This is a genomic window from Gammaproteobacteria bacterium, from assembly GCA_030949385.1.
Lineage (GTDB): Bacteria > Pseudomonadota > Gammaproteobacteria > JAUZRS01 > JAUZRS01 > JAUZRS01.
In genome coordinates this window covers 72,356-87,103 of record JAUZSP010000007.1, presented here as the reverse complement: position 1 = coordinate 87,103, position 14,748 = coordinate 72,356, and the positions used below count along the sequence as shown (strand labels likewise).

Genomic DNA, 14,748 nt, shown 5'->3' with positions numbered 1-14,748 from the left:
TAATGAAGATCAACATGGGTTTACAACGTGGTTCGTCCCAAAGCGTGGGCGTAAATCTGTTGGTAATGATCAACCATGGTCTGATTGGAAAAGCCTTCGGTGACGATGTGCAGACTTTTTTTGCTCATCTGTTCGCGCAATTTTTTATCACCTAAGAGGCGATTGATGGCCGCCGCCAGTTGATCTTGATCTTCTGACGGCACCAGTAAGCCATTTTTTTGATGCTGTACCAAGGTGCCATTGCCACCCACATCGGTGGCGATTACCGGCAGACCGGCGGCGAGGGCTTCCAAAATGGAGATGGAAAGCCCTTCGCTGAGGGAGCTAAGCACAAAGGCATCAAAGCTGGTCATCAGAGCGCGGGCGTTGGGGACTTCGCCCCAAAACTTGATTTTGCTGTCCATGCCGAGGCTGTTGCTGAGGTGCTGTAGTTCATCTCGCAAGGGGCCATCGCCAAGAATGTCCAGTTTGATGTTGTTTTGCAGTTGGCAGGCTTGGGCAAAGCTGCGAATCAATAATTCGTGGTTTTTCACTGGCACCAAACGCGCCACTATGGCCAGATGACGATAATCAGGGTCTTTGGCGTGCTGCTCGGGTTTGAGAGGGATGCCGTTGTAGATCACTTGCAGTTTGTTGGCGGGGGCAAAACCGTCCCGTTGCAGATGCTCGGCCACGGGGTCGCTGACCGTCACCACTTTTTTGCTGATCCGTGCCAGCAAGGCGCGCAGCGGTTTGGGTGGTAGGCGGTTGAGGACGATGTTGGAGTGCTGTGTATGTACCAATTTACAACGTGGGGCAAAGAGGCTGGCCAGCCCGCCCCAGAGCCATGAGGCAAAGTTGTGGGTGTGTAGGATTTCGATTTTTTCGCGGCGTAAAATTTTGGCGATGCGCAGCGGCAGTTTCCAATCTAAGCCGGATCCTTTCGGGCACTCATAGACGGGGATGCCTGTGTCTAAAAAGGTCTGTTTGAGGGCATCATCAACGGACATGGAGAGGGCGTAGGGTGTGATGCGTTGGGCATCCAGATCACAGATGAGGCTGAAAATCATGGTTTCAGCGCCGCCCATATTGAGCGAATCGTTCATCAGCATCACCCGTATTTTGGGCTGTTCACTCATAAGCCGGAGACTTTTTTCGTGGGTTTGGCACTCTGCTGCGTCCAGCGGCTTGAAGGCAATATTTTGTAGTCACGGTATTGATTGGGGTTGCCGCTTTTGCCGTCTTGCGCCGCCAGCGCGATGTTGCTCATTTCACGAGCGGTGACGTAGTGGAGGCGATAACAGGGGTCGTCTTTGTAGAGTGTGGCCAGATGTTGGTGCATCTCCACGCCCTCTTTTTCCAGTAGGGTGGTGGCGTTGGCTTCACCCGCTCCGTGGGTGTGCAGTTTGATGAACTGCCAGTCGAGTCTCCCCATCACATGCACGTTGGCTTTTGGCCAGAGTTTGACCCGATCCAGAGTGGGTGGGTTGTCGGCGTCCAATTCGGCGTTTTCGATTTTGGGAATCAGGCCTTTGCTGCGGTTTTTCCAGTTCAGCATTAAGGGACCTTGAATCAGCATGAGTTTTTCTTGCTGTGGGGTGCCGACTCGAATGTCATCGCCAAAGTCGTGGCATTTGGCTTTGCCATTAAATTCGTTGCCGTAATAGATGCTGTTGACCTTTTGGGTCTGGGTGTCGCTGGGAGCGGAGGGCATGGTCATGTCCACAAAACAGCCGGTCTCGACTAAAATTTGACTCTCGTTATCGACCCCACACCAATCGCCATCGGGGCGTGAGTTGTTCAGCGCCCAGTTGCCGTGAATAAAGGCGTATTTGGGCTTGCCGTCCTCTTTGTTGATGCCCAAGGCGTTGTGTTGCTGGTGCAGAATTTCGACGAAGTCGTTCATTTTCTGGCGAAAACCGGCGTCTGTATCGTGACGATGGTGCAGGTGTACTTCGATCTCGCCGTAGCCCTGTTCGCAGAGCTGAGCGAGGGATTCGATGTGTTCCGCTTCGTATTCGTCGTAGGGGAAAAAGTAGCTGTGGCGCGGGTTAAAACCGTCGCTGTCGGTGAACTGAGCGGCCATTTTTGGGTACTGTTCCAGCCAGTAATCCACTCGGGCGAACTCTTGCTCGCGGGGGGGGGTGCCCCAGCGCGGTTCGTAATGATCGACCAAACAGAAGAGAATGTGTGTCGGGTTCTCTGGGGTCGGTTTGGGTGTGGGACAGCTAAGACGTTGGCGCAGATAGTCGCCAACCCAAATACCGGCATTACGAGGTAACAGTTTGAGCATCGTTCTTCCCTCTGTGGTCTATCAGCTGCGTCACAGGTTGGACGTCTACTGACATGCTGTGTGTAATTAAGAGATAAAATTGTTGCTTTTATGAGTGCGAATTTTAGACTCATCGGCAGTGATAGCCATTAATTTCCCTTCCTTGGTGCCCTGCATTCTAGAAGATTTCAAACCGTTGCGGTAGCCGATAAAGGCGAGCTTTTGTCTAGATTCGTCTACTTTGCGCAGAAGCTTAAGGGAATATCGGATAATTGTTGGATTTATTGTTGATTGGTGTTTTGTTTGCACGGCTGTTTTCATCTAAACAAGTGTTTAATTGATACACTGCGGTTTCACTTGAGGGGGCAGAACGAATGCGAATGGGCGGGTTGAGAGTAGGTCGGAGCACGTTTCAATGGGTGGGGTTGATGTGGATGTCGCTGTTGCTGTCTTTGGTTGCGTGTGGTGAGTTGCCGCCGCTTGCGCCGTTCAGCGAGGTGGCGGTTGCCAAAGAGCAGTCTCCTTTGCAGGTCTCGCCGTCGTTGGGAAGGATCAAAATACCGCAGCCTCGTCGGTATTACGTTTCACCTAAGGGTGACGATGACAACGAGGGGCGCACGTTGCAAACTCCCTTGCGCAGCCTCAAAGAAGCGGTGTCACGAGTGCTGCCAGGCGAGACGATCTTTTTGCGCGAAGGTCGTTACAAAGGGGTGAGCATTAAACGCCCAGGTCGCGCTGATGCGTGGATCAATTTGCGTGCTTTTGGCAATGAATCGGTGGTTATCGAAGCGCAGGGACGCACACAAGCCCTCTATTTTTACAACGACGACTTCAAGCCGATGTACTGGAGTGTGGAGGGTCTGGAGGTGGTGGGCGGCAAGCATTATGTGGTGAAGATCGACACGCCGTTTGTGCATCTGATTCGCAACAAACTGCACGGCTCCAAGCGCGACATCGTCAAGCTGGTTCATACCGCTGACGATGTGGTGATCTACGGAAATGAGATTTATTCCCCTGATGCCAAGCTCGGTGCCAACGCGCAAGGGGTGGACATCGTGGGTGCAGCGCGCACTTGGGTGGCACGCAATGTTGTGCATGACATCCCCTCCATCGGTATGTACGCCAAGGGTAACGCCCGTGACACGGTGTTTGAAGGCAATCTGCTGCGCAACATTTACGAACGCGGCATTATGTTGGGTCAATCCACAGACGCAGAGCGTCTGCGGGATGGCAATTTCGAGAGTTACGATGGCATCATTCGCAACAACGTCATTATCAACACAGGCGAGGCCTGTTTGGCCAGCGCCTCCTCTTCTGGGGTGTTGATTTACAACAACAGTTGTTACAACGCTTCTACGCGGGCGCACGGGGCGATTTTTCTCTCCAATGAGTCGGAAGTGGGGCAGGCGGGTGAGAACATCACAATCAAAAATAACATTGTGCATGTCTCCTCGGCAAAAGGCCGCCCAGCGGTGAAAATCTCCAGTAATGCTTTGGTCGATCCCAAAACCCTAGAGTTGGATAACAATCTTTATTGGACGGATAAAGGTGCAAAACTCCGTTTCAATTGGGAGCAGCACGGTTTAGAGAAGGTCTCCCTAAAACGTTGGCAGCAAAAAACCGGCTTTGATTTAAACAGTGAGATTAAAGACCCGTTGTTTGCGGATTTGAACGTATTGAAACTGAAGCAAGGCAGCCCCGCGCTGGAGAGGGCGGAGGGGATGGACGGTCTGTTGACCGATTTCTCGGGGGTGTCGCGCTTTGATCGCCAACACCCAGATCTGGGGGCGCATGAACGAGAGCATCGAATTGGCGAGTTGCAGCCCAGCCAACAAAAAGAGGTGATGCCGCGTAAAGAGGCCAAAGGCATTTTGTTTCGTTACCCCTACTTGCAAGCGCAGTCGGCCACGGAGGTAAAGATTCTCTGGGGCAGTTACGCTGCCGGTCACGGTCTGTTGCGGCTTTGGAAAAAAGGCGAAACCACATGGCGTGATTTCCCTTCCCGTCAGCAGCATTTTGCCAAGCAGGAGACGGGGCTAAAACAGGATTTTGAGCAGCATTTGGTGCAGCTGTTTGATCTGGAGCCGGATACGGAATACCGTTTTGATCTGTTGCACAACGGCTTGCTGCTGGCCAGTGCGGTCTCTTTTAAGACCTTGCCCGATGCGAGCAGTAAAGCAGTTAATTTTATCGCCTTTGGTGATTCGGGTACCAAATACAGTCAGCCGCGCAAGGTGCGCGATGCCATTTCCAGCCGCGAGAACGGCATCTGGAAATACCCGCATGACTTTAGCATTGGGGTGGGGGACATTGCCTATTCCAGCGGCAGCTACAAGCAGTTTGATCAGAAGTTTTTTGATCAACTCAGCGGTAAGGGTAAAAAGCAGCCGGAACGCGGTATTTTAATGCACCGGCCTTTTTTCAGCTCTCTGGGCAATCACGAATACGCCAATAAAGAGCAGAATCTGCCCAAGGGGTATTTGGCCTCGTTTGCCTATCCCAGCTCCACTGGGATGCCAGAGGAGGACCGGGAGCGTTACTTTAGTTTTGATTCAGGGCCGGTGCATTTTGTGGTGTTGGATTCGATGAAGTTTGCCAGCAAAAACAGTGAGCGGGCGCGTCTGCCACAGATGTTGGCGTGGATGGAGGCGGATCTGAAAGCGAGCCAGCAGCCGTGGAAATTGGTTTTGTTTCACCATTCGCCGCTTTCGTTCGAGCCCCACGGCACCTATGGGGATCGCAGCGAAAATCGACGTATGCGACAGAAATTGTTCCCCCGTTTGCAAAAATTGGGGGTGCAGTTTGTTCTTTTTGGTCACGATCACATGTACCAGCGTACGCAGCCGCTGAAGTTTGATGCTGATGGTCAGATCATCCGTATTTCGGGCGGTAAAATTGATACTCAAGAGGGCATCACCTACATTGGCATCGGTAACGGCGGTGCGGATCTGCACAACCGTTCCACACAACCGAGCGAGTATGAAAGCGAGTTGTGGCTTGAGCAGAAACGCAAGTGGGGCATTGGTTATGACTTTATTGCCCGTCGTGCCGATGGCCAGCCGGTGCTGTTTGATAACGCCAATAAAGGCGATGATGAGCCAAAAGCGCCTGAAAAACGTTGGGGATTCACTCACATTCAAGTGCAGGGCGATGAGCTTAAGGTGGTGGCGTACAACTATTTGCACGAGGTGATGGATGAGTTTGTGTTGCGGCGTTGAGGCGGCGTAACTCGGTTTTTTCGGATAAAAACCCGACTGTTTTGGCTTTTTTAGATCGAGGTCACAGGATCGGCCAAAAGAGTGTGAAGCGGTCGCTGTGCCTTTTTAATCTTTTTGTTTAGTCTGTTGCCTAGGGATGCAGCGATACAAGGAGTCTTAAAATGGGTCTGTTCCGAAGGTTTTTTATTTTATTCGTGGTCTCTTTTTTAGTGGCCTGTTCCTCCGATTCCGGCACGGATGTGTCGCCCTCTGCTGAAAATTTAGTCTTAAAACCCCCTGTTATTGACAGCCGCAGCTGTACGGCTCCCTCTTTAGCGCGGGCGTATCGGTATTTTAATGACGTGCGTCAACAGACGGGTTTGATTGCGGTGACGGTCAGTGATGCCTTGCAAGGGGCGGCGGGCAGCCATGCGGGTTATTTAAAACTCAATCAGCAGGCCGGTCATGCTGAGGTGCAAACTGGGGTTGGTTTTAGTGGGGTGGATGCCGCTGCGCGGGCGCTTCGGTTTGGTTATCGCAGTACCAATGTCAACGAAGGGGTGGTGGGGCAGGGCAGTACGGTGGTGGCGTCCATTGATGGTTTGATGACGGCCATTTATCACCGTTTTGCTATTTTGGATTTTTATCGGGATGAGGTGGGGATTGGTTTTACCGCACAGGAGAATAATTGCCTCTACAGTTTTGTGCATAACGGCGGCAGCAGTGGGTTAAATAATGTGTGTCTGAACAGCACGTTTGTTTCTGGCGGCTATTATTATGCTGTTTGTGCCGATGAAAATTTGAAAATAGCCACCGCCGATTATCAAGCCGCCTTGGATGGCGTAGCGAGCCAAAACCCACGTTACGTGCTTTGGCCAATGGATCAAGCCACCGATGTTTATCCGGCCTTTTGGGGCAATGAAGTGCCTAATCCGCTGCCCGATTATCAACAGGCGGGCAACCCACTTTCGATTCAATTTAACCCCTACTATGTTAGCGAGCAGGTGAAACTGATCTCGTTTCGCCTCTTTGATGATCAAGGCGAGGTGACGAACACCCGCTTGATTTCGCAAGCCACGGATGTGAACGGCAAATTCAGCGTTTATGAGTACGCCCTGTTTCCCTTGGCGTTGCTGCAAGAGCGAGCGGATTATGTGGCTGAGGTGGTGTTTGAAGATCGGGGTGTGCAGGAGAGTGTGCAGTGGCGTTTTCGGACGTTGCCGTTGTGAGTTTGATGCAGTGTATTTTTTATTACCATGAGCACTGTGGGTTTGGTTGTAGTGGAATAGTAGATGAGCCGCAATGTATGCTGGAGGAGACCATTCGGCGCGCCGATGAATTAAAGCAACTGTATTGATAGGTAAACTAAACAGCGGACAAACAAGATGGATTATCAACGGCTTCTTGAAGAGATCGTACGGCTGCAAAAAGAGACACCTGACAAAGGTGAGGTTGCTGATTATATTCCCGAGCTGAAGCGCATTGACCCCAATAAACTGGGGATTCATCTGATCACCGTTGATCGAAGCCATTATTCAGCCGGTGATGCCAGCGACACGTTTTCCATTCAAAGTATCGCAAAAGTACTCTCTTTGGTGCTGGCGTTTCAGGCCGAGGGAGATAAGCTCTGGCGGCGCGTCGGGGTTGAACCCTCTGGCTCGGCGTTTAACTCTTTGGTGCAGCTTGAGTACGAAAAAGGCATCCCACGCAACCCCTTCATTAATGCCGGTGCCATTGTGGTGTGCGATGTGTTGTTGAGCTGTTTTTCAGACCCTAAACGCGAAATATTAGAGTTCACCAGAACCGTTTCTGGAAATCATCACCTGCTCTATAACGATAAAATGGCAGCATCAGAGCAAAGAACGGGGTTTAGAAACCACGCCCTGATTCATTTTATGAAGGATTTTGGCAATATACATAACGACATTGATGCGGTTTTAGACCTCTATTTTTGTTTGTGCTCGCTTGAAATGTCGTGTAAAGAGCTGGCGGAATCCTTCCTATTTTTGGCTTCTGATGGGGTGAACCCCTTCACAAAAGAAGAGGTGTTGAGTAAAAGTAAAACCAAGCGGATAAATTCCATTATGCAGTTGTGTGGTTTTTACGATGAAGCGGGGGAGTTTTCTTTCAAAGTAGGCCTGCCAGGGAAGAGCGGCGTTGGAGGTGGCATCATTGCGATTCATCCAGGTGAATACAGTGTTGCGGTGTGGAGCCCTAAATTAAATAAAAAAGGCAACTCTTATAAAGGTGTTAAGGCACTTGAGTTAATGACCACAAAAACGCAATCCTCGATCTTTTAGAGCTTGATTTTGTAGGATGTGATGACAGGGAAAGCGAATAAATTTACAATGCCAGATTGCTCTTAGCAGCGCCTTTTTTGTGTCTGGAGTTTAAATGAAACTGCTTGCCATCGACACCACCACCGAAGCCTGTTCTGCCGCCCTCTGGCTGGACGGTGAGGTTATTTTTCGTTATCAAGTGGCTCCACGGGAGCACGGCAACTTGATTTTAGCCATGTTAGATCAACTGTTGGCCGAAGCGGGTGTGACGCTAAAGCAGCTTGATGGGCTTGCCTTTGCTCGTGGACCGGGCGCGTTTACTGGGGTGCGTATTGCCACGAGTGTGGTGCAGGGCATCGCGTATGGGGTGGATCTGCCGGTGGTGGCGGTCTCCACGCTGGCCACCTTGGCGCAGCGTGCTTATCGTGAGTCGGGTGCAAAACAGGTCTTGAGTGCCATTGATGCACGGATGCAAGAGGTCTATTGGGGCGCTTATGTGCTGGATGAGTTTGCGGTGATGCGTTCTGTTGCTACCGAGGTGGTAATGAAGCCGGAAGCTCTCCAGATGCCCAAAGAGGGTCTCTGGTGTGGTGCCGGTACCGGTTGGGGGACTTATGAAGCTGTTTTGTCGGCTCCGCTGGAAGGTTGTTTGGATCGGGTTTTAGGGGCGTTATTGCCCCATGCGCAAGATCTGGCGGCGTTGGCTGTGGTGGATCTACGGGCGGGTAAAGGGGTTAGTGCAGAGAACGCCTTGCCCGTTTATTTACGCGATAACGTTGCTCAGAAACCGAAGCCAAAAACATGAAGATCGCTATTTTTGTTGATGTGCAGAACATCTACTACACCACCCGTCAAGCCTATCAGAACCAGTTTAACTACAACGCTTTTTGGGCTGAAATTGCCGCTCAAGGTGAGATCGTCAACGCTTTTGCGTATGCGATTCATCGCAGTGACAATAAACAGCAGCAGTTTCAAAATATCCTTAGGCAGATTGGCTTTGAGATCAAACTCAAACCCTATATCCAGCGCAGTGACGGCTCGGCCAAAGGCGATTGGGACGTGGGTTTGACCATTGATGTGCTAGAAGAAGCGCCCTATGTGGATCGCGTGGTTCTACTTTCGGGGGACGGTGATTTTGACCTTCTGCTGCACAAAGTTCGTACCAAATACGGCATTGAAGCAGAGGTGTACGGTGTAGCAGAATTGACCGCCAACTCATTGATAAATGAAGCGACACGCTTTGTGCCCATTGATGAACGACTGTTGATGCACCGTAAAAGATAGCCGCAGCCGAGCAGAAACAGAGTAAAAAAGGAGAGGCTACCACCACTGATAACTTCTTTGGCGCTGTAGCTGGCGGTGAGATTAAACTCGACGTTCTGTTTTTTATTGTTGAAGTTGTGTACGGTAACGTAATAAGTACCGGCACGAGTGAAACGGAAAAATATCTCTTCGTTGCCGCCTTCTGCATTGCTGGCAAATTCACTGATGAGGCTGGCGGGTTTGCCGTAAGTAGCGTAGAGGTCGATGTCTTCTACGGCGTTGCTGCGGAAGGTCAATGTACCGCTGTTGGGAGGTACATTGATGTAGAAGAGCTGAAATTGGTCGCGGTCGTGGCGTTGCAAAGTACCGCTGTAGGTTTGATTGTTTTCAAGGCTGCCAAAGTGCAGTGAAAAACTGCGTCTGACTTGATGACTGCCTGCCCGTAGGTCCAGACTAAACTTCAGCGTTTGCTGCTCTTGCATGGTTTCTGCAAGCTGAATCTCAAAGCTCACCACCTTGCTGTTTTGTTCTGTCAGCTGTTCCAAATTGTCATTGTTGCTGAGGACGGTGACAAATGAACTATCGCTGCTGAGCGTGGCTTGCAGCGAGGTGACCGACTGCCAAAGGTTTTTCAAGGTGATGTTCAACGTCAGCCGCTCGCCAGCATCCAGATCGTTGTAACGGTCGCCGTTGCTGGTATCGTTGATCTGCACTGATTCGATTAACAGCAGCGGTTGTTCGGCTACAATCAGGGCGTTGTGGGCATCGACCCGACCGGCAACGATGAGATTCTGTTCTGTTTGCAGGGTTTGACTGCTGCTCAGAATGCGCGCTTTGATGGCCAGGGCATCAAGGCTGGGGTCGTAGGCTTTGAGCAGAGCGGCCACGCCGCTGACCAGAGGAGCAGAGAAGGAGCTGCCCGTTTGAAAGCGGTAATCGAGTGTGCCATCTAAGCTCAGAATGTTGTCCCCCGGTGCGGCCACATCGACACTCAAAGCCCCGTATTGTGACCAGCGGCTGAGTCGGTCTTGGTTATCAGAACCGGCTACGGCCAGAATGGCGTCGTGTGCGTAGCCCGAAGGATAGTCTTTCAATAGATCGTTGTCGTAGCCGTTATTGCCCGCTGCGGCCACCAGTAAAATGCCTGCTTTTTGCAACGCTTCAATGGTGTCCGCTTCGATTCTGGAGAAACCAGGTCCGCCGTAACTGGCGTTGATGATGTGAGCACCGTTGTTGCGTGCGTATTCCATAGCGGGAATCAGTTCATCAAGGCTCAACTGTGATGATTTGAGCAGCATCAGTTTTACCTTCCAAGCGACACCGCTGATGCCGATGCCGTTATTACCCACCGCGCCCAAGGCTCCTGCGACACGATTGCCGTGGCCTTCAAACGTGTTTGGGCTGGCGCTGGGGTCGGGCGTGTTGGCGCTGAAATTCCAGCCGTGAAGATCGTCGATGTAACCGTTGCCGTCGTCATCAATGCCGTTGTCGGCAATTTCACCAGTGTTGATCCAGATGTTCTCTTGCAGGTCGGGGTGATCGAGAAAAAAGCCGTCGTCGATAATGGCCACCACCACTTCTGAGCTGCCGGTGGTGAGATCCCAAGCGGCGCGCAGATTGAGATCGGCACCGGCCAGTGCGCTCTGGCTTATTTGGGTTGAGAGCGATTGGCCGCTGTTTTCCAGCGCCCATTGTTGATCAAGTCGTGGATCATTGGGCAGTTGGCGTAGAGAGCGGCGGTAGTTGGGTTCGACGTAGCGGATATTGTGTTGTTGTGCCAGCTGTTGGATCAGTTGCCTCGCCTGTTTGGTGGTTTCGGTGGCAATGTGAAAGGTCTTGCCTGTAGCGCTGAGGCGACGGGGTTGGTGGGTGACGTTTTTCGGTAGAGATTGTTGCAGTTGGCGTGCGTTGGGTTGGTTTTTATATTGAACTAAAACACCCTCGTAAAGCGGTTGTGAAATGAGATTTTTGGCGCTAGCGAGGGGGCTGATCAGGGCGATCAGCAGTAGACTGTTCGATAGTCTTGCCATGCATTCCATTCTAAAATCCTAACGGAAAGGGTGTTTCTGGGATGTTCACTGCTTCACAAAATGGTATTTACCTATCTTAATTGGCTTCAGATAGAGAGCTGGCGAAACTCGGGGTCGGGGCTGCTCATCTCCCACGCTTGTAAAAAGAAGTGGTTCATCTCTTTGGCTTCGGCTCCGGCGTGCAGTTTGAGTAACCCCTGTGGTTGCTCTCCTTGATTGCGCAGCAGTAAACCGGTGTCATCGGCCATAATAAAGGCGCGGTTCAGGTCGTTGTGCTCTTTTTGCAGCCGTCGCACTTGGATAAAGCTGGAGAGACGTTGGCAGAGTTGGGTCAGACGATGACCGGCTTTAATGGCGTTACTTGGGTCGCTGATCAAGATTTGTACATTGGCGCGTTGGCCACTGCGAATCATCTGTGAGAGGGCATCCACAAAGGCTTCGTTGCTGAGCAGCATGGGATCCATGGTGCGGGTCAAAATGCGTATCGTGCGTTTGGCCTGCTGTGCGAGAAAGAGAGCGGCTTGTTGTGAATCCTTGAGCGAGTCCACTTGAAAGGTGAGGCCGGTGATACCCAATTGATGCTGTTTGGGATTGAGCTGGTCAAAAGGCAGGATCGTTTTTGAGCGCCGATTTTGCAATTCTAAGCTCATTTTCTGATGCGGGATATCCGCCTCTGAAAAAGGTTCGCCTTCACTGATAAAACCGTGTTTAAGATAAAAATCAGCGGCATGAGTTTGGGCGTGCAGCGTCAGCCTTAATAGGCCTTGATGGTCGGCTTGGTTTAATAATTCGCTCATGAGTTGGTGGCCAATGCCGTTGCCGCGCAGATGTTTGAGCACCGCCATGCGTCCTACCCGTCCTGTGGACAGCAGCCGAGCGCAAGCGACGGGCTCTTGGTCGAGGAAGGCGATCAGATGCAGTGCCTCTTCGTCATCGTCATCCCATTCCAGTTTTTCCGGTACTTGCTGCTCGTCGATAAAGACGGTGCGGCGTAGGTGACTCAGTTGTTTGTGATCGTCGGTATCGTGCCAGTCGGCGTGGCGAATCTGTACATCAAAGGTCATCGCAGAACTCCAAAAAACCAAAATTGTAAAGTTGGCTCAGAAGCCTAAGGGTAGAGGGAGTGTGACCCGTTGTCAGGGCTTTTTTGTCTATTTTTGCTGCTTTTCCGATCAGTTGTGCCAATTCAAGGGATATTTGGATGTTTTCACCGCCGATAAAGAGCTGAGCTTCCTGTTCAAACTGCATATAAGAGCAGCGAATTCCGGCGACTTTTTGCAGTGTATTGCCTTGTTCCAACTCGATTTTAATCTGTTCAGGAGACAGCTCGTCGAATACCTCAAGCGCATATTCACGCCCAGCTTCGCTCAGGTAGCGACCTAAAAAAAGATCCAGTTGATCGTCATTTTGGCTCAATTGTTGGCGCAGGGTGTCACGCAGTTTTTGCCGTGCGTGAGGGGTGATTTCGCTGGGGTGGGGCTGTTGGCTGAGTTCTGGGTCGCTGTAGCGCTGTTCTTTTAGGCTCGGGATTAAATCGTCCAGATAGGCGCTGACCAGATCGCGCTGGCTGGGGGCACGAAAGCCCACCGACCACGTCATGCAGGGTTCCAGTGCCACGCCAAAGTGTGCCACTCCTGGAGGCAGATAGAGCAGATCGCCCGGCTCGGTGATCCAACTCTGCTCGGTTTCAAATTCACGCAGAATTTTCAACTCCAGATCAGGCAGAAAATCGGCCTCGCTCAGAGGTTGGCTGTGAATCGACCATCGTCTTCGCCCAGAGGTTTGCAGCAAAAAAACATCGTACTGATCGCTGTGGGGGCCGACGGAACCGCCTTCGGGCGCGTAGCTGATCATCAAGTCATCAATGCGCCAGTCGGGGATAAACCGAAACGGTTCAAGGTAGGCTTGAAACTCTGGCAGATGTGTTTCCACATCGCTGATCAGCAGCGACCAATCGCTTTCGGGCAGTTGAGCAAAATCCGATGCTTCAAAAGACCCCATGCGGCAGCGCCAATCTGTTGGGCTGTGTTGCTGAATAATCCGTGAGGGGATCTCTTCTTCACAGGCTAAACCCGCCAGCTCATCGGCCTCGATGGGGTTGATAAAGTCGGGGAAGGCATTGCGAATCAGCAGCGGCTTTTTTTGCCAGTAGTCGCGCAGAAAGAGGTCGATATTCAGATGAGGCGGAAATTGGATCTGCATGAGAGAGGGGACCCGTGAGGTGTAGGTTGGGTTACAGCGCAGCGGAAACCCAACATAAAATTGGCGAAAATATTGGGCTTAAGAAATGTTCCTAGCCTGTTTAACCGCATTGCCAATGTAATTGGCGGGGGTTAGTTTTTGCAGCTCCACTTTGGCAGCAGCAGGAATATCCAAGCTTTCCACAAAGGCACTCATGGCAGCGGCATCAACGCGCTGACCTCGGGTCATCTCCTTGAGTTTTTCATAGGGGTTTTCTACCCCGTAACGGCGCATCACCGTTTGAATTGGTTCTGCCAGCACTTCCCAGTTGTTCTCCAGATCGGCGGCTAGTACGGTGTGATTGACCTCCAATTTGCTCATGCCGCGTAGGAAGGAGCTGTAAGCGATCACGGAGTGACCCACGCCTACGCCCAGATTACGCAGTACGGTGGAGTCGGTCAGATCCCGCTGCCATCGAGAGATGGGCAGTTTGCTGGCCAGATGTCCGAATAGGGCATTGGCCAGCCCCAGATTTCCCTCGGCGTTTTCAAAGTCGATGGGGTTGACCTTGTGCGGCATGGTGGAGGAGCCGACTTCGCCTTTGATGGTCTTCTGTTTGAAATAGCCTTGTGAGATGTAACCCCAAATATCACGGCTGATGTCGATCAAGATGGTGTTGAGGCGCGCATTGGCATCAAACAGCTCGGCGATGTAGTCGTGAGGCTCGATCTGGGTGGTGTAGGGGTTGAAAGCCAAACCCAAATCTTCGACGAATTTTTGTGCAAACGCAGGCCAATCCAGATCGGGGTAGGCGCTGTAGTGGGCGTTGTAGTTGCCTACGGCACCGTTGATTTTGCCGAGGATTTCGATGTTTTCCATCTGTTGGCGCTGGCGTTGCAGACGGTAGGCGACGTTGGCCATCTCTTTGCCCAAAGTGGTGGGAGAGGCGGGTTGACCGTGGGTGCGCGCCAACATCGGAACCTCGGCCAGTTCTTGGGCTTTCTGCGTCAGTGCGTCGATGGTTTGTTGGCTTTGAGGCAGCAAAATCTGTTCGCGAGCATCGGCGAGCATCAAGGCGTAGGAGAGGTTGTTGATGTCCTCGGAGGTGCAGGCGAAGTGAATGAATTCGGAGACGGCCTCCAGTTCAGCGTTGCCTTTGATCTTCTCTTTAAGGAAGTACTCCACCGCTTTAACGTCGTGGTTGGTGGTGGCCTCGATGGTTTTGACCCGTTCGGCATCATTCAAGCTAAAGTTGCTGTCGATGCTTGTCCAGAATTTCCGTGCAGAGTCGCTTAGGGGAGGCACTTCGGTGATGGCGACATCATCGGCCAATGCCAGCAGCCAGCGCACTTCGACCCGCACCCGATAGCGGATCAGGCCATATTCACTGAAAATTTCCCGCAGATCTGCGGTTTTACTGCCGTAACGACCGTCAATAGGGGAAACGGCACTGAGGGATGAAAGTTCCAAGCTCATACAAAAACTCCGCGATTTTGGGATTGGTCAAAAAGTGGGGAGTATACAGGGTTGCTGAGCGCTCAATAAAG

11 protein-coding genes and 1 pseudogene are annotated in these 14,748 nt (G+C 51.7%); 5 read left to right on the top strand and 7 right to left on the bottom strand.

Features of this window, described 5'->3' with window-relative positions:
• Positions 1–20: 20 nt before the first annotated feature.
• From Q9O24_09830 to Q9O24_09820, 3 genes are all read right to left on the bottom strand, one after another.
• Positions 21–1,118 carry a glycosyltransferase gene (locus Q9O24_09830; GenBank protein MDQ7075428.1) on the bottom strand — a complete coding sequence of 366 codons (1,098 nt, stop codon included), beginning with the start codon at positions 1,116–1,118 and terminating at the stop codon, positions 21–23.
• Positions 1,115–2,272 carry a hypothetical protein gene (locus Q9O24_09825; GenBank protein ID MDQ7075427.1) on the bottom strand — a complete coding sequence of 386 codons (1,158 nt, stop codon included), beginning with the start codon at positions 2,270–2,272 and terminating at the stop codon, positions 1,115–1,117. The genes Q9O24_09830 and Q9O24_09825 overlap by 4 nt, the downstream gene beginning before the upstream one ends.
• 66 nt (positions 2,273–2,338) lie before the next feature.
• The gene (locus Q9O24_09820) at positions 2,339–2,572 is read right to left on the bottom strand and encodes a hypothetical protein (protein MDQ7075426.1); all 234 of its coding nucleotides are present in this window, start codon (positions 2,570–2,572) and stop codon (positions 2,339–2,341) included.
• Positions 2,573–2,685: 113 nt separating this feature from the next.
• On the opposite strand from Q9O24_09820, the gene Q9O24_09815 reads away from it, so the two are divergent.
• The 5 genes from Q9O24_09815 to Q9O24_09795 all read left to right on the top strand — a co-directional run bounded on the left by Q9O24_09815 (position 2,686) and on the right by Q9O24_09795 (position 9,011).
• The gene (locus tag Q9O24_09815; GenBank protein ID MDQ7075425.1) at positions 2,686–5,469 is read left to right on the top strand and encodes a metallophosphoesterase; all 2,784 of its coding nucleotides are present in this window, start codon (positions 2,686–2,688) and stop codon (positions 5,467–5,469) included.
• 161 nt (positions 5,470–5,630) lie between these two features.
• Positions 5,631–6,677 (top strand): CAP domain-containing protein, encoded by a 1,047-nt coding sequence (locus tag Q9O24_09810; protein MDQ7075424.1) that lies wholly within the window; start codon positions 5,631–5,633, stop codon positions 6,675–6,677.
• 156 nt (positions 6,678–6,833) lie between these two features.
• Positions 6,834–7,748: a glutaminase gene (locus tag Q9O24_09805; protein MDQ7075423.1), complete on the top strand. Its 915-nt coding sequence runs from the start codon at positions 6,834–6,836 to the stop codon at positions 7,746–7,748.
• Between the two features lie 94 nt (positions 7,749–7,842).
• Positions 7,843–8,532, top strand: a complete 690-nt coding sequence (gene tsaB, locus Q9O24_09800) for a tRNA (adenosine(37)-N6)-threonylcarbamoyltransferase complex dimerization subunit type 1 TsaB (protein MDQ7075422.1) — start codon at positions 7,843–7,845, stop codon at positions 8,530–8,532.
• On the top strand, positions 8,529–9,011 hold the full coding sequence (locus Q9O24_09795; GenBank protein MDQ7075421.1) for an NYN domain-containing protein: 483 nt from the start codon (positions 8,529–8,531) through the stop codon (positions 9,009–9,011). Before tsaB ends, Q9O24_09795 begins: the two co-directional genes overlap by 4 nt.
• A gap of 794 nt (positions 9,012–9,805) precedes the next feature.
• On the opposite strand, the pseudogene Q9O24_09790 reads toward Q9O24_09795, so the two are convergent.
• From Q9O24_09790 to purB, 4 genes and pseudogenes are all read right to left on the bottom strand, one after another.
• Positions 9,806–11,020 (bottom strand): annotated as a pseudogene (locus Q9O24_09790) (S8 family peptidase).
• An 86-nt stretch (positions 11,021–11,106) separates the two neighbouring features.
• Entirely contained in the window at positions 11,107–12,084 is a 978-nt protein-coding gene (locus Q9O24_09785; GenBank protein MDQ7075420.1) for a GNAT family N-acetyltransferase, read from the bottom strand.
• A complete protein-coding gene (locus tag Q9O24_09780) occupies positions 12,074–13,222 on the bottom strand; it encodes a cupin domain-containing protein (GenBank protein ID MDQ7075419.1) in 1,149 nt (382 codons plus the stop codon). Before Q9O24_09780 ends, Q9O24_09785 begins: the two co-directional genes overlap by 11 nt.
• 78 nt (positions 13,223–13,300) lie before the next feature.
• Entirely contained in the window at positions 13,301–14,671 is a 1,371-nt protein-coding gene (purB, locus tag Q9O24_09775; GenBank protein ID MDQ7075418.1) for an adenylosuccinate lyase, read from the bottom strand.
• Positions 14,672–14,748: the final 77 nt, after the last annotated feature.